Below are 25,660 nucleotides of genomic sequence, written 5' to 3'. Positions count from 1 at the left end.
AAAGTTTCACCTACTTCAATCTTTATCGTTGAGTGCTGCCACTCCAGGCAGTGTCTTGCCTTCCATCAATTCCAGAGAAGCGCCCCCGCCGGTGGAAATGTGGCCCACCCGCTCGGACAGGCCCGCCTTGGCGATGGCCGCTGCGGAATCTCCTCCCCCGATGATCGACAGCCCATCGGAATCGGCGACGGCTTGGGCAATGGCAAACGTCCCTTCCGCAAAGCGATCGAATTCAAACACACCCAGGGGACCGTTCCAGATGACCAAGCGGGAATCGGCGATGATCTGTGCAAACCGCTCACGGGTCTTCGGTCCAATATCCATCCCCTGCATGTCCTTCGGGATGGCGTCAACGGCCACCGTCTCCGCCCGGGCGTCGGGGGAAAATTCGTCGGTTACCACGATGTCTTCCGGAAGGAGTAGGTTCACTCCTTTTGCTTCTGCTTGGTTCATAAATTCCCGAGCCAGATCGATTTTATCCGGTTCCAACAAGGACTGTCCGATCTCCAACCCTTTTGCCTTGAGAAAGGTATAGGACAATCCACCGCCGATCAGCAGATGATCCACTTTTTCCAGCAGGTTTTCGATCACACCGATTTTGTCCTTCACCTTGGCTCCACCGATGATAGCAGTGAAAGGACGCTCCGGGTTTTCCAAGGCGCGCCCCAATGTGGAGAGCTCCTGTTCCATCAGAAATCCCGCCACTGCCGGAAGATGCTGCGCAATGCCAGCCGTGGAGGCGTGCGCCCGGTGTGCGGCACCAAAGGCGTCATTCACATACAGGTCCGCCAGGCGGGCAAACGACTGAGACAAATCGGGGTCGTTCTTTTCTTCACCCGGATAGAAGCGGACATTTTCCAGGAGCAGAACCTCTCCTTCTTTCAATCGGGCCACTTGTTCTTCCACCGCTTCACCCACCGCTTCCGAAGCTTGTGCCACCGGTTGGCCCAACAGCTCCGACAGGCGGCGGGAAACCGGGGCAAGCCGCAATTCCTCCACTACTTCTCCTTTGGGACGGCCCAAGTGGCTTGCCAGGATCACTTTGGCCCCCCTCTGGGATAGATCCCGAATGGTAGGCAAGGCCGCCCGGATCCGGTTGTCATCGGTGATGCGGCCATCTTCCAGGGGAACGTTGAAATCTACACGGCAAAATACACGCTTGCCTCTTACATCCACATCTCGGATCGACCGTTTATTCACGCATCCAACCTCCTCGGCATGAGAAAGAGGAGAGTAGCTGCTCCCCCCTTCTTCCCCTTTATTCTAGACTTAGAGACCCTTCTTGGCAATGTAGCCGATCAGGTCGACGACACGGTTGGAGAAGCCCCACTCGTTGTCATACCATGCCACCACTTTCACCATGTTGCCGTCCTGGATCATGGTGGAAAGGCCGTCCACAATGGAGCTGTGGCTGTCTCCGTTATAATCCTTGGACACCAGCGGCTCATCAGAGAAGCCCATCACCCCTTTAAGCGTCCCTTCCGCTTCCTGATGCAGCGCCTTGTTAACCGCGTCCACTGTCACTTCCTGATCCAACTCCGCTACAAAATCGACCACAGACACATTGGAGGTGGGAACCCGCATGGCAAAACCGTTCAGCTTCCCTTTCAGCTCAGGCAGTACTTTGGCTACAGCCTGTGCGGCGCCCGTGGTGGTGGGAATGATGGATTCGGCAGCAGCCCGAGCCCGGCGCAGATCTTTATGAGGCAGGTCCAACAGTTGTTGATCGTTGGTGTAGGAGTGAACCGTAGTCATCAAACCGCGGCGTACACCAAATTTTTCATGCAACACCTTCACAACCGGCGAGAGGCAGTTGGTGGTGCAGGATGCATTAGAAATCACGTGATGGGAAGCGGGATCGTATTTATCCTGGTTCACCCCCATCACCACCGTCAGGTCTTCATCTTTGGCCGGAGCGGAAATGATTACTTTCTTGGCGCCGGCTTGGCGGTGTTTGTCTGCATCTTCTTTTTTGGTAAAGCGTCCGGTGGATTCCACCACAATTTCCACACCGAGATCTCCCCAAGGCAACTTTGCCGGGTCGCGCTCAGCCAATACCTTCACTTCGCGGCCGTCTACCATCAGACCGTTTGCCGTGATTTCGACGGATGCATTCAATTTGCCGTGAATGGAATCATACTTCAACAAGTGTGCCAATGTCTGGGCGTCGGTCAGGTCATTGATCGCCACCACTTCCACTTCCGGGTTGTTCATTGCGATGCGAAAGACTGCACGACCAATGCGTCCAAAGCCGTTAATGCCGATTTTGGTTGCCATGATGATCCCTCCATGATGATAGGTTTAATTTGAATCGCCCCGGTTGGGACGGGGTTTATACACGCGTCTCGCTATGCACGGCTAATACTACAGTTGCATTTGTATGAAGAGTGTATATGAGCGTGGTTGGTCGGGCTGGCGGGCTGTCTTCGATCTCTTGCAAAAAGCGCAAAGGATCGCAGCCATCCCACCGCCCTCCCTTCTCACATCTGCACCTGCTCTTATAGGTACAACCGTAGCGCTAGCACAAGTCTCGCCTCGGTCACTTCGTTCCCAGGTCTCGCTATGCCAAAATCGTGCGGGCGGCGGCCTCGTCGGTGATCAAGGTGTCTTTCCCCACTACCGGACAGATGGCGGCCACCGCTTCCGCTTTACTGGTTCCGCCGGCGACAGCCAATGTATAATCCACCCGGTCGAGATCGTCCACATGAAGCCCGATGCTGCGACCGCGGTGGACGATCTCTCCATCTCGATTGAAATAATGGCCGAATGCTTCTCCGACCGCTCCTTTTTGTTCCAACCGTTCCAGCAGACGGGTGTCCGATTTCCTTCGGGTAGCCATGGCTCTAGCATCTCCGATCCCGTGGACCACAATGCGGGCAGAGCGTACCAGCTCCAGTGCTTCCTGAATATGAGGCTCACGAATCAATGTTTCATACGCATCGTCGCTCAGCTGATCGGGAACATGCATCAAACGGTAGGATCCCCCTGCTTTTTGCGCCATCAGGGAGGCGATGTAGTTAGCCTCCAACTCCACCGCTTCCCCTAACCCACCACGAGCGGGGACAAAAGTGGTCTCCTTCAGTCCGGGAGATGCTGTCATCATATCGGCCACAGCCGCCACTGTCGTCCCTCCAGCCACGGCGACCACCTGATTTGGACGGGCCAACTGCTTCAACAGGCGAGCGCCTGCCCGCCCCATTTCATGCTTCACCCAGTCGGATCGATCCGCATCACCGGGTACGATGACCACCCGCTTCAACCCCAGTAAGCGGCATAACCGTTCTTCCAATTCTGTTAATCCGAACAGGTCTTTAATCAGGGGCTCCATCTCCGCCACCAGCTCCATACCGGCAGCGGTCAGTTGCATTCCCACCGCTTCGATACGGATCAAACCCTGATCCTGCAGAAACTCCACCTCACTCCGCAAGACCCGCTCGGTATACCCCAATGCGGAAGCAAGGCTGCGTCTGCCGACCGGCTGCATCAGTTGAAGATGACGGAGAATCTCGTACCGCTTACGCATCGTGTTCAGTAAATCCGGAAGCAATTGACTTTGCAGATCCAATATCTTTTTCATATTCCCCTCCGGGACATTTTATGTCCCACGTAGCAAAATTCGTCCCATCCGGGCCAAAAAAAGAGAAAATCTGCTTCACCCTGATTGTATCGAATGGGATTTCGTTTGACAAGAATCATTTGTCCCTCACCGCAGAAGCAGATTTTGATTTTACTTAATCGGAGAAGCGCCGTCGCGCTTTAGAAGAGGGAATCCCCAACTCTTCTCTGTATTTGGCCACGGTTCGCCGAGAGATGCGCACCCCTTCCTGCTGTAGTTGTTCCGCGATCCGTTGGTCGGATAGGGGGGCTGTTTTCCGTTCGCCTTCGATCATCCGTGTGATGGTATCTTTTACACTTTGGGCAGAAGTATTCCCGCCACCCTCCGTAGAGACGCCAGATGGAAAAAAGTAACGGAAAGGGAATAAACCACGGGGGGTTTGCATGGTTTTCTGCTGAGTGGCACGGCTTACCGTTGATTCGTGCAAATCCAGGGAATCCGCCACTTGTTTGAGAGTGAGGGGTTTTAACCGGGAGATTCCGTGCTTGAAAAATGCCTGTTGTTCATCCACGATCGCCTGTGCTACCCGCTGCAAAGTCTGATGCCGCTGTTCCACGCTTTTCATCAGCCACATCGCCGATTGCAGCCGGCTTTTAATGTATGGCAGCGCCTGGCGGGCTTCTTCATCCTGCCGCCGCAAAAAATGTTCATAATGGGTGCTGATGCCCAAACGGGGCATCCCGCCCTGATTTACCGTCACGCGATAGGTTCCGTCCACTTCTTCCACCGTGACGTCGGGTAAAAGATAACGCGATTCCAGCCTCCCGAAGGCCAAGCCGGGGCGGGGGTTCAACGTTTGGATGTGATCTGCCGCCTTCTGCACGGACTCCAGATCACATCCCAGTGCTTTCGCCACTTGCCGGTGTCGGCCGGCTGCAATATCGTCCAAATGGGCATCCACGATCGCCAACGCAATCGGGTTGGGATCGGGCTTTCGAATGAGTTGCAGCTGCAGACACTCGGATAACGATCGCGCCCCCACCCCGGCCGGCTCCATCGACTGCAATACGTCCAAACAGGCTTGAACCTCTTCCATATCACAATTAAAGCGCTTACATATTAGTTCCGGTTCCAACACCAGATAACCCTGTTCATCCAAATTTCCGATCAGGTAGCGAACCACTCGCGCCTTTGCCCGATCCAGCGTCAACAATCGAAGCTGGCTTTCCAACTCATCGGATAACGTGTTCTCTCTTGCAGGAGCAGATTCCCAGCGCCGGTCCTCGTCATCAGATCGAACCGGACCGCCCGCGGGCGCTCCCCCGCCCCGCCAGTATTCGGCCCACGCCAAAATCTCTTCCCCAGTTCCCCCCTCTACTTCCAGTACCGGGTTTTCCAATGCTTGTTCCTGTAAGAACTGAACCAACTCGGTGGCGGAATATTGCAAGACCTGGATAGCCTGACGCAATTCAGGCGTCATCGCCAATTTCATCCTTTGCTCTTGAACCAGGCCATATCCCATCGACAATGCCATTTCTCCGTCACCTCCGTCTGATTCATTATATGCACTGCCAGCACTATTTTCGCCTGGGTACTTTCTTTCCCGGGCGTGATGCACTCACCCATCAAGCACCAGTCTCGTCCCGCTCGCTTTTCGCTCCCGGATCTCGCTATACTCTGCAGGCTTTTGATAGAGCCTAATGACAGGGTTCCAAACCGCCTGTTTTTTCTTTAGGGGTGATTAGGTCATGGGTTTCAAGGGAAGAACTGAACGAAGACCCTGGGAAACGGTGTCGACTCTTTTATTTTAGCATAAACTCGGTTCGGCTTCCTTGTTTTCCAGGCTTCAGAATCCCATCAGACGCTGCCATTCCTTTCCGGCGACAGCAAGGAAAAAGATCCTTGCATTTCATCTCTGTTTTCGCTATAATATTCTTTGTCGCCAGAGATGCGAGTTCACTTTGCGCCTATAGCTCAGGGGATAGAGCACTGGTCTCCGGAACCAGGTGCCCAGGTTCGAATCCTGGTAGGCGCACCAAGGACAAACATGGCAGCCATTCGGGTTGTCGTGTTTTTTTATTGGCTACGATTTGTTTGACCTATATTGACCATTAGTGGTTATTTGGGTTATCATGGAATCACTGATCCCATGACTCCACCATCGAGGAGGAACCAAAAAGATGAACTTGATCCCCTATGTGGTTGAACAGACCAACCGCGGTGAACGATCCTACGACATCTATTCACGCTTGTTGAAAGACCGTATCATCTTCCTGGGCAGTGAAATCAATGATGCTGTCGCAAACACCATTGTCGCACAGCTCTTGTTTTTGCAGACGGAGGATCCCAACAAGGACATTCAATTATACATCAACTCTCCGGGTGGTTCCATCTCTGCCGGATTCGCCATCTATGACACGATGCAACATGTCAAGTGCGATATCCAGACCATCTGTATCGGCATGGCCGCATCCATGGGCGCTTTTCTCCTTTCTTCCGGGACCAAAGGAAAGCGCTTGGCCCTGCCCAACAGTGAAGTGATGATCCACCAGCCTCTGGGCGGAGCACAGGGGCAGGCTTCTGACATCGAAATCAGCGCCAAGCGAATCTTGCGGATGCGCGATCGACTGAATCACCTGTTGTCGGAACAAACCGGTCAACCATTGAAAAAAATTGAGCGGGACACGGACCGCGACCACTTTATGACCTCTGAACAGGCCAAGGAATACGGGCTGATCGACAAGATCGTCACCCATCAAAAATCATCTTGATTGATGAAACGAGCGACTGCTTAAAGCAGTCGCTCGTTTTTTATCGTTTACCGTTTCGCTTCCTTCCAAGCATCCTTCGTCATCTCATAGAGCGTGGCTCCGCCTTCGGTCTCCAGAACCTCCACTTTCATCTGCTTTCCACCGTCGTACCGGATCAGAATCACATCTACGGTTTCACCCCAGTTTTCCCGCTCGTGATGTTTAATCGCGTCCACTTTTTTCAGGGGCACATCCGTCACGCGGCCATTTTTGTAGTATCGAATGGCCCCATCCGTCAACACAGCTACTTCAGTCCGGTCCCCATACTTATCGTAATAGCCCAGCAACGTCTCGTCAGCCTTGACCAAACCCTCGTCCTCAACAAAAGCGATCGCTTTTTCACTCATCTCGTTGGGAGATTGTACTCCCCAGTCGCCCCATTCCCCCCATTCCTCAAACGAACCCAAGAGTGATTCACCGAATGATTGCTCAATCTTATCTACATTCATCACAAAAAGTGCCACAGCCGCCACGCACAGCAACAAAATCAACCCGCCACAACCGACCAGCCACGGAAGCGCACTTCTGCCTGTGGTGGTGTTTTCCATATTCATCTTCCCTTTCTTCCTCTGGTTTGTCTGTTTCTCCAACCGGGATCGCTTTCGAGCCGGAATGCCGCCAAACTGTCGGTTTAACGACCGATGTCGCGGGGAAAGATATCCGTATATTTCGGGAGAACGATCATGAATATTCGCCATGGCAAGGTCACTTTCCTCTTTGCCTGCAGATTTTTACGGAGCCAGGGGCGGACCACCCCCTTCTCTCCTCCATCAAACTATTCATTGTAAAGGAGACCCATTCATGAATGCCTTCGATAAACAGGAAAATTGGTTATTCTGGACTGTGATCATCATCGCCGCCATTTTCTCCTTCGCCTTTTTGGGGCGTATCTTTCGTTAAATATTTTTCGCTCAATCCGATTTCAGCTGATTGATTGTTTCACCCAAAACGAGTAGACCTCATTGCCAGATAGTCGTGGTTATGATACGCTGTCCACGGGTGTACGATGGGCGAGCGGAGGAGGATCATGCTTTGAGAACTGCCGTTTGGACCGCTCTCATCTGCCTGCTGGCCTTTACGGCAACCCCGATCGCCTTCGCCGAAACTTCCCCGGAAACGGTTTCCCTTTCTTTAAAAGGTACGTATGCGACTCAAGACGACAAGCACATAATCGAAGTCACCTTGCCCCAAACGGAGCAGCTCTCGGGCAATTGGATCGTCACCTTAAATGGAAGCGACGAACAATCTTCCCCTGACGGGACAAGCCAGAATCAGTTTGTCACCCAATATGATGATTTGGTGGAAGGTCGTCATTACCAGGTCATCGCCGTTTTTTACGGTAAAAACGGGGAACAACCCGTCGACCTGAACACCTGCTTTGAATTTAAAGCCCAGGCGCCGGGTTCCGTCGGTAATCCATTTGCCTTAAAAGAATGCGATTTTGGCGGCACCAATCCGGATGAGACAGACGCCGTGGAAGTAAACGCGACAGATGCCGATTCCACCGGATCTGTCGAGGCGGAAAAGGGGAGCGAAAATTCGGAATCGGAAGAATCGGGTACCCTGGACAACATGAAAAGCGGCTCCACCGCCCAAGAAGGGGGCCCTATGCCGGAAACGGCTATTGGGATCCCGGCTTGGATGACGTGGGGCGGCCACCTCCTGTTGGTGGGCTGTGCCCTCCTGGGATTCCAATCCCCTCGTAACCATCGGTCCTGATTACTATTTTCAACGGGAAACACTCTTTACGGAGAAGGGAAGCGGAGAGATCGGCAGGCGGTTAACCGTTTCGACACCCACTGACGATATAGCGATAACATCTTACACCTGAAACCAACCGACAACCATCACGCCCATCCACCCAGGCAGGCCGTCAGGCCTGTCTTTTTAATTTTTCCCTTCTGTCATTCCCCCTCTTCCGTCAGTCCTTTCAACACCATCTCCACAAACTCTTCCGCACTCTCTTCGCACGCCTCCCAGGACAAACCGTCGGCAGTGTGCTGAGAGATCCATCCTCTGACAGCCAGATAGGAAAACCACGCCCGTTTGCGGGCTGCCGGATTAAACACCCCTTCCCCCTCTCCCCAAGCGGCTGCCAGCAACCGAAACAATTCCTCCCGTTTCTCTCTCGGGTACGTCCCCAATCCCGGCGGATCACCGTCAAACAAAAGCTGGTGATGTCTGGGATGGTCCAAACCTAACCGCATCCAATGCAAAAGGAACGTTCGGGCTCCTTTACCGCAGGAAGCGGTTAATTCCGAATGCATCCAAGCTACATCCCGATCCAACAATTGTCGGATTAAGTCCGCCTTGTCTATAAAATGATAATATAGGGCTTTATGGGTATAACCCAACTCTGTGGCAATTTTACGCATAGACACTGATTCATACCCTTGTTCCGCAAACAATCGCCGGGCACAATCCAGTGCCTCCAAGCGATCCACTATCCGTCGTCTCGACATGGAACGATCCTCCAACCATTTTATTTACCCAACGGGTGAATGATAGGCCGCTCTATTTTCTTTAGCAATTGATCCTTTCGTATGATGAAAGGATCAATAGGCAAACCTGCCGTTTTGCCTATTGTCCTGATGTTCTCCGAGATTTAAGATACATACAGAAAGGCCAAGATCCCATAGAATAGACAAGCGGTGATGAATCCGCCCCAACCCCGACAACCGACCTTGTCGGGGTTGTTGACATAAAACACCCGGCATTCTTAACTGGAATGCCGGGTTTTTAATAAGAATCAGGCCGCACGGGCCGGCTTTTTCTTTTTACCAAACAAGGTATTGGTGATTCTCGGGGCAAGGAGAAACAATACCATCCCTGACACAGCCGAAAATAAGATAAACATCCCGCTGAACAGTTTGAGAGAACCGGTGGCCAAGGCGGCGATAATAATAGAAAATTCTCCGCGCTGGGTAAACGAAAGTCCTGCACGCACCGACTGCCGCATAGTCAAGCCGTACAATCTGCCGCCGATCAACCCCGTCAAAATCTTTCCTATGATCGACCACAGGAAGACCACCACCAGTAACCCCACCATTGGAATCCCTTCGAAAATATTGAGATTGGATCCGAAGTAGACGAAAAACAAAGGAAGAAACAAATCCCTGATCGGAATCATCATGTGTTCCAACTCTTCGGTTTTACGGGTTTCGGCCAGCATGATCCCCGCCAGGAACGCACCGAGAACTTCGGACAAGTCCAAATACAATGCCAAACCACCGTAGGCCAGTGAGATCCCGACCATCAACAAAACGAAAAAGTCCTCGCTGATGTAACGTTCCACAAAGGTTCCCATTCGGGAGAATACATATCGTCCCAATACGATCGCCACGACAAACAGCAGGGATACCTTAAGGAACAACCAGCCAAATTCGCTTCCGCTCAATCCTCCGGTCGTCATCATCCCCACCAGGACCACGATCAGGATCGGAGCCACAATGTCTTCAAAGATCAACAGGGCCAACATAAACTCCGAATCATCGTTGGCAAACCGCTTCGTGCTCTCCAACAGCTTGGCCGTGATGGAAGAGCTGGTGGCATAGACAACCCCCCCGATCAACAGGGATGAGACAAGATCCAACTGCATCCAATAAACGATTAAGGCCGTCACTCCAAAGTTGAGGGCGAAGTCCAACAAACCTGCCGGCCACACTTTTTTAGCGATATTGGCCAGACGCGTCATGGGAAATTCCATTCCCAATACGAAAAAGAGTAGAATAATGCCGATCTCGCCGGCCAAAGCCAGCGTTTTATCCCCTCCAACCACTCCCGCCAAGGCAATTCCCAACAAGAGATACAAAACGATCCCAGGAATTTTTGCTTTAAATCCCACAAAGCCTAGAACAAATAAAGCGAGTAAAATTAAGCCTGCTCCAAACAAAAAAGGAAGTTCCATTTCCAATCGGTTACTCCTCCTCTCCGCGGCAGAAGGCTTCAAAGGAAGAGAACTGATCGGTGGCTCCGGCCACCATCAAGGTATCCCCAGCGTAAAGCCGAATGTCCGGCGGCGGGCTGACGATGGTATCGTCCCCTCGGATAATCCCCAGAACGGTAACTCCCGTCCGTTCCCGAATGCGCTCTTCGGCGATCGTCTTGCCGTTGAAGGGGGACGCTTCCCGCACGGTTACCCATTCTAACACCATCTTTTTTCTGAACAGCTTCAATTGATCGATATCCACTGTCTGATAGACGGCACCCAGGAGTTGAGCCCCCATCTGCCGCGTCTCTTCCGCCGTCAAATCCATGGTGAACTCCGGATCCTCCTCATCCATATCATCGAAAAAGTAGAGTTCCCTTTTTCCGGTGTGGTGAATCACCAACACGATTTTTTGATCCTCTGCTGTTATAAAAGAAACTTTTTTCCCAATACCCGGTAAATCCGCTACTTTAATGTCCATTCTGACACGCTCCTCCACAGAGTAATCAAAGTGAGACTATCCCCGTTCACATGCACCCATGCGCTCTATTCCAGTTTAATCGTTCCTCTATGAGAAAAAAAGGGATTCATCCCCCAGTCAGTACCCTCAGCGATCCAATCCGAAAAAAACCGTGCCCTTTGGGGCGCGGTTTTTTGGTTTTCATTCGTTAAATCTCTTCTTTGACCACAATCGCCGCCAGAGCCTCCACTGCCTCCGCGGCATCGTCGCCTTCAGCCAAAATATCGATTTCCGACCCGTTGGCGACCGCCAGACTCATGATTCCCATGATACTTTTGGCGTTCACTTTTTTGTTTTCTTTTCCGACAAAGATTTCAGAGGAGAACTTATTGGCTTCTTGGACAAACAACGCAGCCGGGCGAGCATGCAAGCCCGTCTTCAGATTAACCGTCACCCGTTTTTCTGCCATGATCATCCCTCCAAGGATATGGATTGGTTTTATTAAAACTTGGCAAGCCAAGTGGGTTAACGATGGTGAGTAATTTTCAGCTTGGAAGCAATCTCGTCCAATTTGCGCAATCGGTGGTTGACAGCGGATTTTCCCACTTTTTTACCCGGCAGCAGCTGACCCAGTTCCGTAAGAGATACATCGGGGTGGCGAATCCGAGCTTCTGCCACTTCCCGCAACCGGTCCGGCAATTGTTCCAATCCGATCTCCTTTTCGATGAGACGGATGTTTTCCACCTGTCGCATCGCAGCCTGGATCGTCTTGTTCAGGTTGGCCGTCTCACAATTGACCAGCCGGTTGACCGAGTTGCGCATGTCTTTCATAATCCTGACATCCTCGAATTGGAACAACGATTGGTGAGCTCCTATGATGTTGAGGAATTCACCGATCTTATCCCCTTCTTTAATATAAACCACAAAACCCTTTTTGCGCTCAATCCATTTGGCATGCATGTGATAATGGTTCATCAAGTCACACAGGGCCTGACTGTGGTCCTGATAGGTGGAAACAATCTCCAGGTGGTAGGAAGCGCTGTCGGGGTTGTTGACGGAACCGCCGGCCAGAAAAGCGCCGCGCAGGTAGGAACGACGGCAACATTCCGCTTCCGTGAATGACGGATGGATACCGGGTACCCGTTCCATCCCTTTTTTTAAGATATGGAGGTCCTGTAAAATTTCATTCGCCTCTGTCACCAACCGAACCACATAGGCGTTGTTTTTTTTTAGTCTCACCTTTTTTCGGACCAACACTTCCGGCTGCAAACCGTATAATTGTTTGACCAGACTGTACGTTCGGCGGGCTATGGCATTGTTTTCCGTCGTCACATCCAGAGATAGGTTTCCCCCGCTCAATTGGATGGAACCGTTCATGCGAATTAAGGCGGAGAGCTCCGCCCGTTGACAACACGGTTCTATTTCAATTCGGGTTAATTCCTGCTTGGTGCTGGAAGCAAAGGACATGATGACATCCCATCCTCTGATGCCCTTCTCGATTGCCGTCCTGAAAAGGCATCTTCTTCTTCGTTCAAAGCCCCTTTTGATGTCGTTCTGAAAGGAGCTCCTTACCCACTGTTGCGACCGGCTCGGTATTCTTGTGCCAGTTGCAGTATCATCCTGCTGAGCCGCTCGGCGTCATGGCGTAAGACTGTACGGTATTGAATTAGATTATCGGCCCAAACATGGCAACCGGCAGCCTGTAGGCGCTTGATATCCGGCTGAACCATCGTGGCCCCCTCTTCCGCGTATTGCTGCAAAATCGCGGCAGGCGGCGTTTCTTTATTCAGGATAATCGTATCGATGAGACAGTCTCCCACATGCCGGTGGATCGCATCCAGGTGATCAAAAGCCGTATAGCCATCCGTTTCTCCCGGCTGGGTCATGACGTTGCAGATATAGATGGTTCTTCCCCTTGAGGCCCGCACGGCTTCCGCCATTCCTCTTACCAACAGGTTGGGCAGAATGCTGGTGTACAGACTCCCCGGTCCGATCACGATGGCATCCGCTGCTTCGATGGCCTCCAGTGCTTCCGGAATCGGCCGTGCATCTTCAGGTTCCAGAAAGACACGTCGGATCTGTTTGCCCGCGAGAGGAATCTGGGACTCCCCCTTTACACAAGAGCCATCCGTCATCACAGCGTGGAGAGTGACTTCCTGCCCGGTTGCGGGAAGAACCTGCCCCCGAACGGCCAACACACGGCTCATCTCCCGGATGGCATGGGTAAAGTCCCCTGTAATATCCTGCATCGCTGCGAGAAACAAATTCCCCAAGTTGTGTCCGGCCAAACCATTCCCGTTTCGAAATCGGTACTGCAACACTTTTTCCAGCATCGGCTCCGTATCGGCCAAAGCCACCAGCACATTGCGGATGTCACCGGGCGGGGGCATCCCCATATCGCTGCGAAGCCTTCCGGAGCTGCCGCCATCGTCGGCCACGGTTACAATCGCAGTGATAGAAACAGGCAATTGTTTCAACCCCCGCAACATCACCGCAAGACCCGTCCCCCCTCCGATGACCACGATCCGTGGAATTGGACCACCGTTGATTTTTCTTTTGTTCATACCGACACCTCTCGGTTCAGCCGTTCTTCTCCATGTCCCGGTGCGCCGCGCGTGTCTGCTCCTTTTCCCGGAAAACTTGGTTCAGGGTCTCTACAATCGCAACCGAGCGATGCTTGCCTCCGGTACAACCGATTCCTACCACCAAGCTGGTCTTTCCTTCCCGCTGGTAATGAGGAAAGAGGAAGGTGAGCATCCCTTTCAGCTGCTCGAGAAACTGCTTTGTTTCTCCCCATTTCATTACATATTCATAAACATCCGGGTGTTGACCGGTGAAGGGTTTTAACGAATCCACATAATGGGGATTGGGCAGAAAACGGACATCAAAAATCAGGTCTGCATCGATGGGAACCCCGTATTTAAAACCGAACGACAAAAAGGTGATCGCCAAGCGATTGGATTCCGCTTGATTAAACCGGGTTACGATCCGTTCCTTCAATTGAGAAGGCTTCCAATCACTTGTGTTGATAATTTGATGTGCCTTGCCTTTGATCCCCTCCAACAGCTTCCGTTCTGCCTGGATTCCATCAAGAGGCGTCCCGTCCGGAGAAAGCGGATGGCGCCGCCGGGTCTCTTTGTATCGGCGAACCAACACTTGATCTTCCGCGTCCAGGAACAGGATTTGATAATGAATCCCATGATGCTTTTCCAAAGTATCCAGGGATTCAAACAGAGAGGAGAAAAATTCCCGCCCTCTAAGATCGATCACCAAGGCGACCCGGCTCAATTTTCCACGGGATTGTTCCAATAGGTCCGTCAGTTTGGGCAGGAGTACGGGCGGCAAGTTGTCGATGCAAAAAAAGCCCAAGTCCTCCAGACTCTGCACCGCCACACTCTTACCCGCCCCCGACATTCCCGTGATCACAATCAACTCGATATGGTTTTCTTGTTCCGCAGCCATCTCCTCTCACCCTCTTTCCTACCTCTATTTTATCTTTCCCTTCAATCTAGTGCTCCATCAGGGAACTTTGCTTTTAGTTTTTCGATGGATAGGGATTAAAGGGGCACATCCTGTTTCAAGACCCTCTATTCCATACCAAACCAGCCGCCCCAATTAAACCGGCATCATTGCCCAACCGGGCAGGGAGAATCTGAACCCCGTTAGCCACCTCGACCAATGTGTGTTTGGCATAGGATCGCCGAAGAGGCGTAAAGAGCTCGTCCCCAGCCCTGGAAACCCCCCCTCCGACGATAAAGGCGGCTGGGTTGTTGACGACGGATAACATCGCCATCACTCTCCCCAACGCATCCGTCGCCCGGTCGACCACATCCAGGGCCAACCCATCCTGATCCTTAGCCGCAGCGAAGATTTCCCGGGTCGTCAACTCCCCTCTTTTTTCCGCCTCATCCAGAACAGAGTGCCGCCCTTGGGCTAACCCTTCCCGGGCCAAGCGGGTCATCCCTGTTGCAGAAGAAATCGTTTCCAAACATCCCCGTTGTCCACACCCGCACCGGACCCCGTCTGCCTCCACAGGAATGTGTCCGATTTCCCCGGCCATTCCGGAGAGCCCGTGAACCAAACGTCCGCCGACGATGATGCCGCCGCCCACCCCGGTTCCCAGCGTGATGCAGATTAAGTCGTTAAAACCTGCTCCTGCACCGCTCCATGCTTCACCCAATGCGGCGGCATTGGCATCATTGTCTATGGCCACAGGCAGTCCCAGTTCCGCTTCCAACATGGATCGGACCGGCACTCGTTCCCATGGAATATTGGTCAAGCGGATAATCTCACCTTTTTCGAGATCCAAGAAACCGGGTAATCCCATCCCCACTCCAGCTACATTCGACCAAGGTGTGCCGATCGCTTCCGCCAGTTCCCTGGCGTGATCGGCGATCCGGGCTAAGCTGGCTTCGGGGCCTTCTTCGCCCCTGGTTGGCTTTTCCGCTTTGTACAGAAGTCCACCGTTTTCATCAACGATCCCCAGCTTGACGGTGGTTCCGCCGAGATCGATACCGATGTAACGTTTGGCCATGAAACTCGTTCCCTTTCTCCTCGTTGATTTCATTCAGATAAGCTCGTTTCGACTATACCCCACCCCGGTATCCGGGTCAACGGTTGGAAGCCCCCGGCTCCCCGCACCGGAAAGTTGATGCGATAACAGCCGTTCTTCCCGATCATAAACAAAACGACCGTCCACCACTTCCCCGTTTTGCAACAACTGTTGAATGATCAGCCGATCCATCGGCGACATCGGCAGATGGGTACAGGCTGGAATCGGATGCCATGCCAGTTGTCCCTCCGCTGAAGTTTCCAGCAGTTGACCGGAAAAATGATCGGCTTGAAACACAAACATCATCCATTCCTGGAATATACACTCATCCTCTTCCATCACCATGGTGAATACACCTCTGAGACGGGGATCGTCCAACACCAAACCCGTCTCCTCCTGAAACTCTCGCAGAACCGTCTCTCTGACGGTTTCCTTTTCCTCCATTTTTCCCCCGGGGGCTACCCACCACCCACGACGAGGTTTTTTGAGCATCAGGATTTGTCCCTGTACGGTCAATAGGCAATTAGCGACACGCTGCATAGTATCACCCCTGACCCCAACGGAACCACACGGCCCCTGCCGGATTGTTTGACAATCAATATAAAAACATGCCTTCAAGGGACTCGATGGCAAAAAAGGGCGGGGCAACGAGCTGCCCGCGCCCGATCCATCCCATTATACCAAAATCAACGAACCTCCACCCTTGACGCGATCATTTTCCCAAAGAGAATGCCCCTGTCCGGGGAATAGGGGCATGGATTAAGGCCGTTCCACCATTTTCTCTATAAACTCGTGTTGGAAAAGCTCTATTACTTTTTCCATCATCACTTTACGTGTTAAAATCCCCACAAAACAATTGTCTTCATCGATGATCGAAATATAGGGACGATCAATCAACACCTCATAGGCAAAAGAAAAGACGGAGTTGGCCAGGATCGCGGAATGGTTGTGATTCATCGCATCACGCACAAAACGCTTCGAGAGTTTTCCAAGCTGGAAGTCTTCTTTCTTCAACATTAAATCTAAGATATTGGTTTTGCTGATAACCCCTTCGACCCGTCCCGTATCGTCAATGACCGGGACAGAGGCGTATCCACGTCGCGTCAACACGATCAACGCACGTTCCAAGGACCAGTCCGGCTTCACCGTCACTACTTGATCCCCCGGAATCACTAAGGAAGCGACCTCCATGGAGAACAGTTGTGAAATCGAATGAGACATGTTCCAAACATCCCTTTGTGTTGTTTCGCATGGTCTCGCGGATATCCATGCTCGTTTCGCATCCCTACCGCAAACAATCATCACTGACATTTGGCTTTTTATTCCATTGTCCACTAGATAACAACAAATTTGCATGTGTGACGGACACTGCCCATAGTAACAGTCTACAGCAGAGCCGCCGAAAAGAGAACCGATTTTTGTTTGAAACCTCCCAACAGTTCCATCCCCTTCTCGGTGCAAGACCAAACCCCCTCATCCGAGGGGGCTTTCTTCAAACTGTTCGCTGAAAAAACGAACGATGTTCTCTTCTCTTTTCGCCTCTTTGCTCATCAACCGTGCCACTTCCCGTCCGTCGCGAAATATGAGAAAAGCAGGGACTCCCTTCACGCCGTAAGCCTCCGGAATCGCACGGGACTCGTCCACATCCAGCTCTCCCATCTCAAAGACCGAAACATATTTCTCTTCCAAGTCAGGCAGCGAATAGGCGACTCGCTTGCAGTCAAAACACCATTGCGCTCGAAATTCGACCACTTTCCATCCATTCTCTATAAACGGGTGGAAACTGTTTGAATCCAATTGCTTCATGGGGTCCCCTTTCCGGCGTGACAGGGATCCTCTGCCGACGCTCATTTCCCCTGTTCACGAAAAATGGGATTGGTTGCGGTACACCCGGCAAGCCTCTTCCAACACCCGGACATGGCGTCCTACCGTAGATGAGGAAACACCATGTTTGCCGGCAGCCTTTTCCAAGGTGAGAGACAATCCGTGCAACTTGGCCACTACATATTCCAATGCGGCCGCCCACCCTTCCATCTTGCGGATGGCAGGAAGATTGGAATGGTGTTGTCGAAGAAATTCAGCCCAGATGATCTCGGCGTCATTCATTTGCGTCCGGTCATACTCCCCTGCCATCCGCTTGAGACAACAGTCCAGCACTTGGCGCCAGGTCTGAAGCCACTTCGGCATTTCTTGTGCCAGTTGGGTTGGCTGGATCATCACTTCCCGACCGCCCAGTCGGGCATGATACGGTGCGGATGCCCCGATTTCGCGCAAGACATACAAGGCCACCCGTTTCAGATCATCGTCCTCTTCTTCCTTCATCAGGAAACCCCGCAACACTTCTTCCACTTCTCCATCCCGAATCCACTCAAATACTTGTAACACTTGCAGCTTTGTTTCCCGATCTCCATGGTTGAGTGCCCAGAAAAACGAGGAGCGGATCAGGGGATTCTGTTTGATCTGGTCCGGAATCGCCCGTTGTTGTTGCCGGTCCAACTGCAGCAATTGCTCTTCAAACGGCAATTGATAATGGTAGCTGACAGAAGGCCAGCGTTGGAGTGAACCTTCCGTTTCCGCCAATTGATTCAGGTAAAAACGGGGCACCTCCGACTCCGGATCCAGATCACGAGCCATCCGCCAATGTTTGCGTGCCTGGTTCCATTCACCGATGTTAAACGCAGCCGCCGCCGCATAATGAAACAGACTGGAATCCGGTTCCGGATCCAGCTTCAGAAGCTGCCTGAACAACCGGTACGCTTCGTGATGCTCCCCCAGAACCCCCATGGTGGTGGCCAGCTTCATGGTGTGTTCCAAGTGAAAAGGAGCCCACTTTTTCAGCACCCCTACCAATTGGTCCCGCTGCTTTGTCTCCCCTTGATGCTGGCATAGAACAGCCCAGTTGCACAGCGCATGGAGGTTTTGAGGATCCTTTTCCAGCACCTCACGGATAGTGTCCACCGCCCGGTCCAGTTCACCGGTATAGTAATGGGCCAACGCCAGATTGTTCCTGGCCGCTAGAAAGTCGGGTGCTTCCTCCACCAGTTCCTCCAGGATTCGTGTGGCACGCAGGAAGTGGCCGGCTTCCAAACAGTCTCGTGCTTCCTCATGTTTTCTCAACGAGGCATTTCTCGGCTGCGCCTTTGGACGACGGGGCTGCCGACCCAGCTCGTAGGCCAGCATATCGAGCATTTCTTCGGCTTCTTCGGCAAACTCGCCGGCGGGATCCTCTTCCAGGTAACGCAGACAAAGTTCTTCCGCCTTCTCAAAATCATCCACGTTTGCACAGTTGTTGGCCATGTAAAAATAGCATTCATGGAGATGGGGATCCACCTCCTGCAGAATCCGTTCCAATACTTCGTTTGACTCTTCAAAACGTCCCATTTCCGACAATATTCCCGCCAGATTGCACTGGTTGACAGGGTTGTTCGGCTCTTTTTCCACAGCCAACCGAAAGTATTTGAGGGCTTTATCATAGCGGTACCGATCCAGGGAACGAACCGCCCGTTCAAAGAAAAAGCCTGCATCCATCCGAAGACTGATCACTTTCCGTCCTTGATCTCGATTGGGTTGATCCGCTTGCGATCGTTTCATCGTTATCCCCACCCCATCCGGGTAGTCGACCCACTGGTACAACTCGCAAAAAGTATATCACATCTCTTAAACGGATGACATGATTTGCGAATCAGGGTCTCCAAGTTCATCCATGGATCAACATGGATCGATTCACTTCCATTGTACGGAAACGTGAGTAGGGAATCAAATGGCCAAGTCCGATGCGCCTATTAATTCAGCAGGAAAGTACGAAAATCCCTGCTGATCCCACGGATATCCAGAGGAGATGCTTATAGACATCAACGAGAAAAATCAGTCGGTTTGGGCCCGTGTCGTTGCTCCAGCTCCCGCAACACTTCGTCCAGGGACAGCCCCTGTTCCCGCAACAGCACCAACCAATGGAACAGAAGATCAGCGCTTTCCCAGCGAAGTTCGTCACCGGATCGGTTTTTGGCGGCAATCACCACTTCCGTCGCTTCCTCTCCCACCTTTTTAAGGATACGGTCCACTCCGCCTTCAAACAGGGAAGTGGTGTAGGATCCTTCGGGCCTTTCCGCTTCCCGGCGAGCGATGACCCTTTCCAAGCTATTCAGGATGGCAAAGCGATCGGATGATTTCGCCTCCGGTTCTGTAAAACAGGAATAATTCCCGGTATGACAGGCAGGGCCGGCAGGAATCACTCTCGCCACAAGCGCATCCCCGTCGCAATCCAGCGCGAGGGAGACCACTTTCTGTACATGGCCGGAAGTCGCCCCTTTATGCCACAGTTCCTGACGGGAGCGGCTCCAAAACCAGGTCTGACCCGTCTCCAAGGTTTTTTTCAGTGATGCCTCGTTCATGTAAGCCAACGTCAGCACTTCCTTGCTGATCGCATCCTGCACAACGGCGGAGACCAGGCCGTTCTCATCAAAACGGACCTGTGACGGATCGAAGGATAGAGTCAACGGATCGACACCCCCTTCTCTTTCAAATAGGTTTTCAGATCGGGAAGGGGGATTTCCCGATAGTGAAAGATGGATGCGGCCAAGGCAGCGTCGGCGGGAGTCTGTTCAAACACGTCCACGAAATGTTCCCGCTTGCCTGCACCGCCGGAGGCGATCACCGGCACCCGTACGGCCGATGCCACTGCCCGGGTCAATTCCAGGTCGAACCCGGATTTTTGTCCATCTTGGTCCATGCTGGTCAGCAAAATTTCCCCCGCTCCCCGCTCGACCGCCTCCTTGGCCCAATCTACCGCTTTACGACCGGTGGGTTTGCGTCCGCCGTGGCTGAACACCTCCCAGTCCCCGGACTGCGGATCCAGCCGGGCATCGATCGCAACGACGATGCACTGGCTGCCGAAACGGCGGGCTCCCTCCTCGATCAAACCGGGCCGCTCCAAGGCAGAGGTATTAATCGAGGTTTTATCCGCTCCTGCGCGCAGCAGCCGAAACATATCCTCCACCGATCCGATTCCGCCACCCACTGTAAAGGGGATACTTAAGGTCCCCGCCGCCTGTTTCACCACTTCCACCATCGTCTTCCGACCCTCAAAGGAGGCGGAAATGTCCAGAAAAACCAGTTCATCCGCTCCCTGTTCATCGTACAGAGCGGCCAGTTCCACCGGATCGCCGGCATCCCGCAGATTAACGAAGGAGACCCCTTTCACCACGCGGCCATCCTTCACATCGAGACAGGGAATGATGCGCTTGGTAATCATGAGCCCGCCTCCTTTTTCACCGACAGCAGCGCTTCATCTAAGCAAACCGCTCCCGTATACAACGCTTTGCCCACGATGGCGCCCGCCACTCCTTCGTCGCGATAACGGGCCAGCTCAGACAGATCATCGTTGGTACGAACACCGCCGGAAGCGATCACCTCCCGCCCCGTCACCTGTGCCAACGACCGGATCGCTTCTACATTGGGGCCGGTTAAGGTTCCATCCCTGGCAATATCGGTAAAGATGAAGGTTTCCGCTCCCAAAGCCACCATTTCCTTAGCCAGACGTTCCGCAGGAACATCGGAGGTATCCAGCCACCCATGGGTGGCCACCATCCCATCCCGCGCATCCAATCCCAGGGCGATCCGGTCACCGTAGCGGCCCAGCGCCTCCTTTACAAACGAAGGATTGTCCACAGCGGCAGAGCCGATCACCACCCGTTGTACTCCGGCGTCCAATAATTGCTGGAGACGTTCCATCCCACGAACGCCACCTCCCACCTGAACCGGACAGTCGACGGCACGAACCATCTTGCGAATCACTTCCATGTTGACCGGCTCTCCGGTGCGAGCGGCGTCCAGGTCCACCACGTGCAGCCACAAGGCACCTTGACCGGCAAAGCGGCGAGCCACCGCCACCGGATCGTTGTCATAAACGGTTTCTTGATCATAATCCCCTTGAAAGAGGCGGACGCACCGCCCCCCTCTGAGATCGATCGCCGGATACAGGGTGAACGTCATACGCCCACTCCTTCCCGGCATAGGTTCGCGAAGTTTTCCAAAAGCCGCTGCCCCACTTTTCCGCTTTTTTCCGGATGAAACTGCATTCCAAACAAATGATTCCGCCCCACGATGGCCGTCACTGTCTGGTGGTAATCGGTCACTGCCAGGATATCTTCCGGGTTGTCGGGAATGACGTGATAGGAGTGGACAAAATAGACGCATCCTTCTTCCACGCCTTTCAACAGCGGATGCGGACCCGCAAAACGAAGCCCGTTCCATCCCATGTGGGGAATGTTGATGTCCCCCTCCAGCCGCTTTGCGTGTCCGGCCAGCAAGTTGAGTCCCTGGTGGTATCCATGCTCGTCACTGGAAGTGAACAAAAGCTGCATGCCGAGGCAAATGCCCAGAAGCGGTTTCTCTCTGGCCGTTTCCCGGATTGCCTCCACCAGTCCCCTTTTTTTCAACTCCAGCATCGCATCGCCAAAGGCCCCGACACCCGGAAGGATCAATCCGTCTGCCTTTCGTACCTCTTCCGGTTGGGAGACGATGCGACAGGAATGGCCCATTTTTTCCAATGCGTGACTCACACTGTAGAGGTTGCCCATCCCGTAGTCGATCACCGCGATCATTACAGCACCCCCTTGGATGACGGAACGCCGGACACTCTCGGGTCCCGTTCCCCCGCCTGGTCAAGTGCACGGCCCAGCGCCTTGAACAAGGACTCGATCATATGGTGCGTATTTCTTCCGTAATGGAGGATCACATGCAAATTGATACGTGCCTCCAGAGCCAATTTCCAGAAAAATTCATGGATCAATTCGGTATCGAAGTTGCCCACTTTTGCCTGGGGAAATTGGGCGCGGAACTCCAGATGCGGTCGATTGGACAGATCGACGATGACCTGACCCAAGGCGTCATCCATCGGCACCCACGCCTGTCCGTAACGGCGAATGCCCTTTTTGTCACCCAGGGCTTCCCGAATGGCGCGTCCCAGGCAGATCGCGATATCCTCCACCGTGTGATGGTCGTCGATCTCCCAATCCCCTTTGGCTTCCACCTCCAGATTGAACAATCCGTGTTTGGCCAAAAGGTCGAGCATATGTTCCAAAAAGGGAACGCCGGTATCCAAACGGGTTTCCCCGGAACCGTCCCAGTCCAGGGACAGTCGAATTTGCGTTTCTTTGGTCTCTCGTTCCACTCGTGAATGGCGTTCAGACATGGGGGTCCTCCTTGTCCATCCGTACTCGGATCGATGCCGCGTGTGCGGTCAATCCTTCCGCTTCAGCCAGGATCTCCACCGCCGGACCATCCCGTAAAAGGGCTTGGCGGCTGGCAGCGATCAGGCTCGTTTTTTTGATGAAATCATCCACTCCCAGCGGAGAGGAAAAACGGGCCGTTCCGTTGGTAGGCAGCACATGGCTGGGACCGGCTACGTAATCGCCCAGCGCCTCGGGGCTCCACGGCCCCAGGAACAGGGCACCGGCATGTTTTACTTTGCCCACCCACGCCCAAGGATCCTCCACCATCAATTCCAGATGTTCCGGTGCCAGCCGGTTCGCCGTATTCAGTGCTTCCTCCAAATCGGCGGTGACGGCGATGGCCCCATGGTCCCGCAGGGATTGGGCGGCAATCTCGCTTCGTTCCAACCGGCTGCACTGCTGGGACAACTCGTTCGCCACGGCATCGGCCAATGCCCGTGACGGGGTGAGCAAAACGGCGGATGCCAGCGGATCATGTTCCGCCTGTGACAACAAATCGGCTGCCACCCATGCCGGTTTGGCCGAATCATCGGCGACGACCACAATCTCGCTGGGCCCCGCAATCATATCGATATCCACCCGTCCATACACCAACCGCTTGGCTAATGCCACATAGCGGTTTCCGGGTCCGCAAATCTTATCCACCCGAGGAATCGTTTCCGTCCCGGAAGCCAGAGCGGCAATGGCCTGGGCGCCACCCGCCTTACATATGCGGGTCACCCCCGCTTCCCGGGCCGCCACCAGTGTGGGGGCGTAAACACGGCCGTCCGCCTGTGGAGGTGTGGTAATCACTATTTCTTCGACTCCGGCCACCCGGGCGGGGATCACCGTCATCAGAACAGTGGAAGGATAAGCCGCCCTTCCCCCCGGCACATAGACGCCCACCCGCTCCAACGGGCGAACCAGCTGTCCCAGTACGGTACCGTCTTCACCGGTGTCGATCCAGGATTGCCGCTTCTGCCGCTGATGATAGGCGTCAATCTGTTCCGCCGCCTTCCGCAGTGCCTCCACAAAAGCGGGATCCACCCGGGTGTACGCTTCCTCCACTTCCGCATCGGATACCAGCGGCTGCGCGATGTCCACCCGGTCGAAGCGGCGGGTGTACTCCCGTAACGCTGCATCCCCTTCATCCTGAACACGACGGAGGATGCCCGCAACCATCTGCTCCTCTTCCGACGTCCCGGTATCCTGACGGCGCCGGGTGTCCAGCTCATCCGCCTGAACAATCGGGATCATAACGGCACCTCCTTCTTGTGGACCACACGGGACATCCGTTCCGCCATCCCATTTACAGCGGTGCTCTTTAATCGATAACTGGCCCGGTTGGCGATGAGACGGGATGTGATCGGGGCGATTTCTTCCAATTCCACCAGTCCGTTTTCCTGCAGGGTTCGCCCCGTTGAGACAATATCCACGATTCGGTCCGCCAGCCCGATCAAAGGGGCCAGCTCCACGGAACCATTCAGATGGATCACTTCCACCTGCTGTCCTTTTTCACGGAAGTAGCGATCCGCAATACGGGGATATTTGGATGCTACTTTGGGATTGAGCACCGGCTTCCAGTCGCGGGTCCCCGCCACCGAAATGCGGCAGGGACTGATCCCAAGGTCCAACAGTTCATACACATCCCGCTCTTCCTCCATCAGCACATCTTTGCCCACCACACCCAAATCGGCCACCCCGTGCTCCACATAAGTGGGTACATCCATCGGTTTCACCATAAGAAAAGAGAGTCCTTCTTCCGGAACTTCCACGGTCAACTTGCGGGAGTCCGTCGCCAAATCCGCCGGAACCGACAAACCGGATTCCCGCAATAAAACAAGCGCCTCCTCAAAGATGCGCCCCTTGGGCATCGCAACGACCAACTTTTCCCCTTCATCCATTCTCCCCCACCTCCTCCTGCATCGCCGCACAAGTCTCAACCCGGCCACTGTCTTCCCCGGCATCGCTATGAATCGCCACCGGGCTTGACCCTTCCACCAGTCGTAACGTGACAGCTTTTCCCTGCTTGCGCAGCCGTTCCGCTTCTTGAAAGGCCTGTTTTCGATTGGTCCGATCGTAGGTGAGGGTGATTCGTTCTTTTTTCGTACCGGTCCCTCTGCTGGCCATAATCAGCCGGTCGGTCTTCAACGCAAACCCGCGGGCGGGTGCGGGACGGTCAAACCGGTTCAATAATCGATCATAGCGCCCTCCGCTTAACAAGTAGTAGCTGGCCGCACCGTATCCTTCAAAATAAAGTCCGGTATAATAATCCAAGCTTCCCACCAGACTGAGATCCAACACCATGAAGCGGTCCATCCCCCAGTCGCGAAGCGCTTCCCAGACGGCTTCCAAATGGGCGATCATCTCCCGCACCCGGGGACTTTCCGTCTCTTTCCAAAGGTGGAGAACACGGTCGTCCCCGCGACGGTTTAAGACCGACAGCAAGCGCGCTTTTCGTTCCTCACTCAATTCCAGAGAGGCGACACGGGTGCTGTACTCCACCAGATTGCGCCTTCCCAAGCATTCACGAAGTTCTTCTGCCGTCTGACGGTCGTTTAACTGTTCCATCAGGAGTGCGTCCAGCAGTCCGATGTGCCCGATCGCCAGTTGAATCGACCCGACATCGCATGCCTGAAGCGATTCCACCGCCAAAGCCAACACCTCGGCATCCGCTTCAGGGGAATCATCCCCTACCAACTCGACCCCGGATTGAAAAAATTCCGCGCTCCGGCCCGCCTCCCTCTCCTGGGCTCGAAACACATTGGCATGGTAAAACAACCGGATCGGCAGAGAGACCTCCCTCATCAGCGAAGCAACCACCCGGGCGATGGGGGCTGTCTGATCGGGACGAAGAACCAGAGTCTTTCCTTGTCCGTCCAGCAACTTGAACAGTTTATCCTCATCGATGGCGCTGGCACCGCCGACCGTGTCGTAAAACTCCAACGTGGGGGTGATCACTTCCTGGTAACCCCAGGCCGAAAACCGTTCCTCCACCTGTCGTTCCACCCACTGTTTTTTGCAGGCCATCTCCGGCAGAAAATCACGGACACCCATCGGTTTTTCAAATTCGCGCGGCTTACCCATCACACTCCACTCCCAAAACACTTTAGTTTGCTAATGTGATAAAGAGAAAGTGATTT

Annotated in this window: 27 protein-coding genes and 1 tRNA gene; 3 read left to right on the top strand and 25 right to left on the bottom strand. The window is 53.7% G+C overall.

Annotation, left to right across the window (positions count from 1 at the left end; translation table 11 throughout):
- Positions 1–15: 15 nt before the first annotated feature.
- From JOE21_RS08010 to rpoN, 4 genes are all read right to left on the bottom strand, one after another.
- Complete coding sequence (locus tag JOE21_RS08010; RefSeq protein ID WP_309864626.1) at positions 16–1,200, bottom strand: phosphoglycerate kinase; 1,185 nt, start codon at positions 1,198–1,200, stop codon at positions 16–18.
- A 69-nt stretch (positions 1,201–1,269) separates the two neighbouring features.
- Complete coding sequence (gene gap / locus JOE21_RS08005; RefSeq protein ID WP_309864623.1) at positions 1,270–2,277, bottom strand: type I glyceraldehyde-3-phosphate dehydrogenase; 1,008 nt, start codon at positions 2,275–2,277, stop codon at positions 1,270–1,272.
- Positions 2,278–2,560: 283 nt separating this feature from the next.
- Positions 2,561–3,577, bottom strand: coding sequence for a sugar-binding transcriptional regulator (locus tag JOE21_RS08000; protein ID WP_309864620.1), 1,017 nt, complete (start codon positions 3,575–3,577; stop codon positions 2,561–2,563).
- 154 nt (positions 3,578–3,731) lie between these two features.
- Positions 3,732–5,090: an RNA polymerase factor sigma-54 gene (gene rpoN / locus JOE21_RS07995; protein ID WP_309864617.1), complete on the bottom strand. Its 1,359-nt coding sequence runs from the start codon at positions 5,088–5,090 to the stop codon at positions 3,732–3,734.
- 429 nt (positions 5,091–5,519) lie between these two features.
- On the opposite strand from rpoN, the gene JOE21_RS07990 reads away from it, so the two are divergent.
- Together JOE21_RS07990 and clpP are read left to right on the top strand one after the other, a co-directional pair.
- Positions 5,520–5,594: transfer RNA gene (locus JOE21_RS07990), tRNA-Arg, on the top strand.
- A 142-nt stretch (positions 5,595–5,736) separates the two neighbouring features.
- Positions 5,737–6,327, top strand: coding sequence for an ATP-dependent Clp endopeptidase proteolytic subunit ClpP (clpP, locus tag JOE21_RS07985; RefSeq protein ID WP_309864614.1), 591 nt, complete (start codon positions 5,737–5,739; stop codon positions 6,325–6,327).
- Positions 6,328–6,374: 47 nt separating this feature from the next.
- On the opposite strand, the gene JOE21_RS07980 is transcribed toward clpP, so the two are convergent.
- The gene (locus JOE21_RS07980) at positions 6,375–7,064 is read right to left on the bottom strand and encodes a hypothetical protein (protein ID WP_309864612.1); all 690 of its coding nucleotides are present in this window, start codon (positions 7,062–7,064) and stop codon (positions 6,375–6,377) included.
- A 334-nt stretch (positions 7,065–7,398) separates the two neighbouring features.
- On the opposite strand from JOE21_RS07980, the gene JOE21_RS07975 reads away from it, so the two are divergent.
- Positions 7,399–8,085, top strand: coding sequence for a hypothetical protein (locus JOE21_RS07975; protein ID WP_309864610.1), 687 nt, complete (start codon positions 7,399–7,401; stop codon positions 8,083–8,085).
- A 185-nt stretch (positions 8,086–8,270) separates the two neighbouring features.
- Here the strand turns inward: JOE21_RS07975 and JOE21_RS07970 are convergent, their stop codons facing one another.
- The 20 genes from JOE21_RS07970 to JOE21_RS07875 form a co-directional block, all read right to left on the bottom strand.
- The gene (locus tag JOE21_RS07970) at positions 8,271–8,828 is read right to left on the bottom strand and encodes a TetR/AcrR family transcriptional regulator (RefSeq protein ID WP_309864607.1); all 558 of its coding nucleotides are present in this window, start codon (positions 8,826–8,828) and stop codon (positions 8,271–8,273) included.
- A 287-nt stretch (positions 8,829–9,115) separates the two neighbouring features.
- A complete protein-coding gene (locus JOE21_RS07965; RefSeq protein WP_309864991.1) occupies positions 9,116–10,273 on the bottom strand; it encodes a cation:proton antiporter in 1,158 nt (385 codons plus the stop codon).
- A 10-nt stretch (positions 10,274–10,283) separates the two neighbouring features.
- The gene (locus JOE21_RS07960; protein WP_309864604.1) at positions 10,284–10,775 is read right to left on the bottom strand and encodes a cation:proton antiporter regulatory subunit; all 492 of its coding nucleotides are present in this window, start codon (positions 10,773–10,775) and stop codon (positions 10,284–10,286) included.
- A 187-nt stretch (positions 10,776–10,962) separates the two neighbouring features.
- The gene (locus JOE21_RS07955) at positions 10,963–11,223 is read right to left on the bottom strand and encodes an HPr family phosphocarrier protein (RefSeq protein WP_309864602.1); all 261 of its coding nucleotides are present in this window, start codon (positions 11,221–11,223) and stop codon (positions 10,963–10,965) included.
- A 56-nt stretch (positions 11,224–11,279) separates the two neighbouring features.
- A complete protein-coding gene (gene whiA, locus JOE21_RS07950) occupies positions 11,280–12,221 on the bottom strand; it encodes a DNA-binding protein WhiA (protein WP_309864599.1) in 942 nt (313 codons plus the stop codon).
- 101 nt (positions 12,222–12,322) lie between these two features.
- Complete coding sequence (mgfK, locus tag JOE21_RS07945; RefSeq protein WP_309864596.1) at positions 12,323–13,318, bottom strand: gluconeogenesis morphogenetic factor MgfK; 996 nt, start codon at positions 13,316–13,318, stop codon at positions 12,323–12,325.
- Positions 13,319–13,334: 16 nt separating this feature from the next.
- Positions 13,335–14,216, bottom strand: coding sequence for an RNase adapter RapZ (gene rapZ, locus JOE21_RS07940; protein WP_309864593.1), 882 nt, complete (start codon positions 14,214–14,216; stop codon positions 13,335–13,337).
- Between the two features lie 115 nt (positions 14,217–14,331).
- Positions 14,332–15,288, bottom strand: a complete 957-nt coding sequence (locus tag JOE21_RS07935; RefSeq protein ID WP_309864591.1) for an ROK family glucokinase — start codon at positions 15,286–15,288, stop codon at positions 14,332–14,334.
- A 33-nt stretch (positions 15,289–15,321) separates the two neighbouring features.
- Positions 15,322–15,846, bottom strand: a complete 525-nt coding sequence (locus JOE21_RS07930) for an NUDIX hydrolase (protein WP_309864589.1) — start codon at positions 15,844–15,846, stop codon at positions 15,322–15,324.
- Positions 15,847–16,065: 219 nt separating this feature from the next.
- Positions 16,066–16,527: a CBS domain-containing protein gene (locus JOE21_RS07925; protein WP_309864585.1), complete on the bottom strand. Its 462-nt coding sequence runs from the start codon at positions 16,525–16,527 to the stop codon at positions 16,066–16,068.
- A 252-nt stretch (positions 16,528–16,779) separates the two neighbouring features.
- Complete coding sequence (locus JOE21_RS07920) at positions 16,780–17,112, bottom strand: thioredoxin family protein (RefSeq protein ID WP_309864583.1); 333 nt, start codon at positions 17,110–17,112, stop codon at positions 16,780–16,782.
- Between the two features lie 54 nt (positions 17,113–17,166).
- Complete coding sequence (locus JOE21_RS07915; protein ID WP_309864581.1) at positions 17,167–18,897, bottom strand: tetratricopeptide repeat protein; 1,731 nt, start codon at positions 18,895–18,897, stop codon at positions 17,167–17,169.
- A 260-nt stretch (positions 18,898–19,157) separates the two neighbouring features.
- The gene (gene hisIE, locus JOE21_RS07910; protein ID WP_309864579.1) at positions 19,158–19,802 is read right to left on the bottom strand and encodes a bifunctional phosphoribosyl-AMP cyclohydrolase/phosphoribosyl-ATP diphosphatase HisIE; all 645 of its coding nucleotides are present in this window, start codon (positions 19,800–19,802) and stop codon (positions 19,158–19,160) included.
- Positions 19,799–20,557, bottom strand: a complete 759-nt coding sequence (gene hisF, locus JOE21_RS07905) for an imidazole glycerol phosphate synthase subunit HisF (protein ID WP_309864577.1) — start codon at positions 20,555–20,557, stop codon at positions 19,799–19,801. Before hisF ends, hisIE begins: the two co-directional genes overlap by 4 nt.
- Entirely contained in the window at positions 20,554–21,297 is a 744-nt protein-coding gene (gene hisA, locus JOE21_RS07900) for a 1-(5-phosphoribosyl)-5-[(5-phosphoribosylamino)methylideneamino]imidazole-4-carboxamide isomerase (protein ID WP_309864575.1), read from the bottom strand. The genes hisF and hisA overlap by 4 nt, the downstream gene beginning before the upstream one ends.
- Positions 21,294–21,908, bottom strand: a complete 615-nt coding sequence (hisH, locus tag JOE21_RS07895) for an imidazole glycerol phosphate synthase subunit HisH (RefSeq protein WP_309864573.1) — start codon at positions 21,906–21,908, stop codon at positions 21,294–21,296. The genes hisA and hisH overlap by 4 nt, the downstream gene beginning before the upstream one ends.
- Entirely contained in the window at positions 21,908–22,498 is a 591-nt protein-coding gene (gene hisB / locus JOE21_RS07890) for an imidazoleglycerol-phosphate dehydratase HisB (RefSeq protein ID WP_309864570.1), read from the bottom strand. Before hisB ends, hisH begins: the two co-directional genes overlap by 1 nt.
- On the bottom strand, positions 22,491–23,771 hold the full coding sequence (gene hisD / locus JOE21_RS07885; protein WP_374709340.1) for a histidinol dehydrogenase: 1,281 nt from the start codon (positions 23,769–23,771) through the stop codon (positions 22,491–22,493). The genes hisB and hisD overlap by 8 nt, the downstream gene beginning before the upstream one ends.
- Positions 23,771–24,421, bottom strand: a complete 651-nt coding sequence (hisG, locus tag JOE21_RS07880) for an ATP phosphoribosyltransferase (RefSeq protein ID WP_309864564.1) — start codon at positions 24,419–24,421, stop codon at positions 23,771–23,773. The genes hisD and hisG overlap by 1 nt, the downstream gene beginning before the upstream one ends.
- Positions 24,414–25,604, bottom strand: coding sequence for an ATP phosphoribosyltransferase regulatory subunit (locus JOE21_RS07875; protein WP_309864562.1), 1,191 nt, complete (start codon positions 25,602–25,604; stop codon positions 24,414–24,416). The genes hisG and JOE21_RS07875 overlap by 8 nt, the downstream gene beginning before the upstream one ends.
- Positions 25,605–25,660: the final 56 nt, after the last annotated feature.

The organism is Desmospora profundinema, assembly GCF_031454155.1.
GTDB lineage: Bacteria > Bacillota > Bacilli > Thermoactinomycetales > DSM-45169 > Desmospora > Desmospora profundinema.
This window is presented reverse-complemented; position numbering and strand designations above follow the sequence as displayed.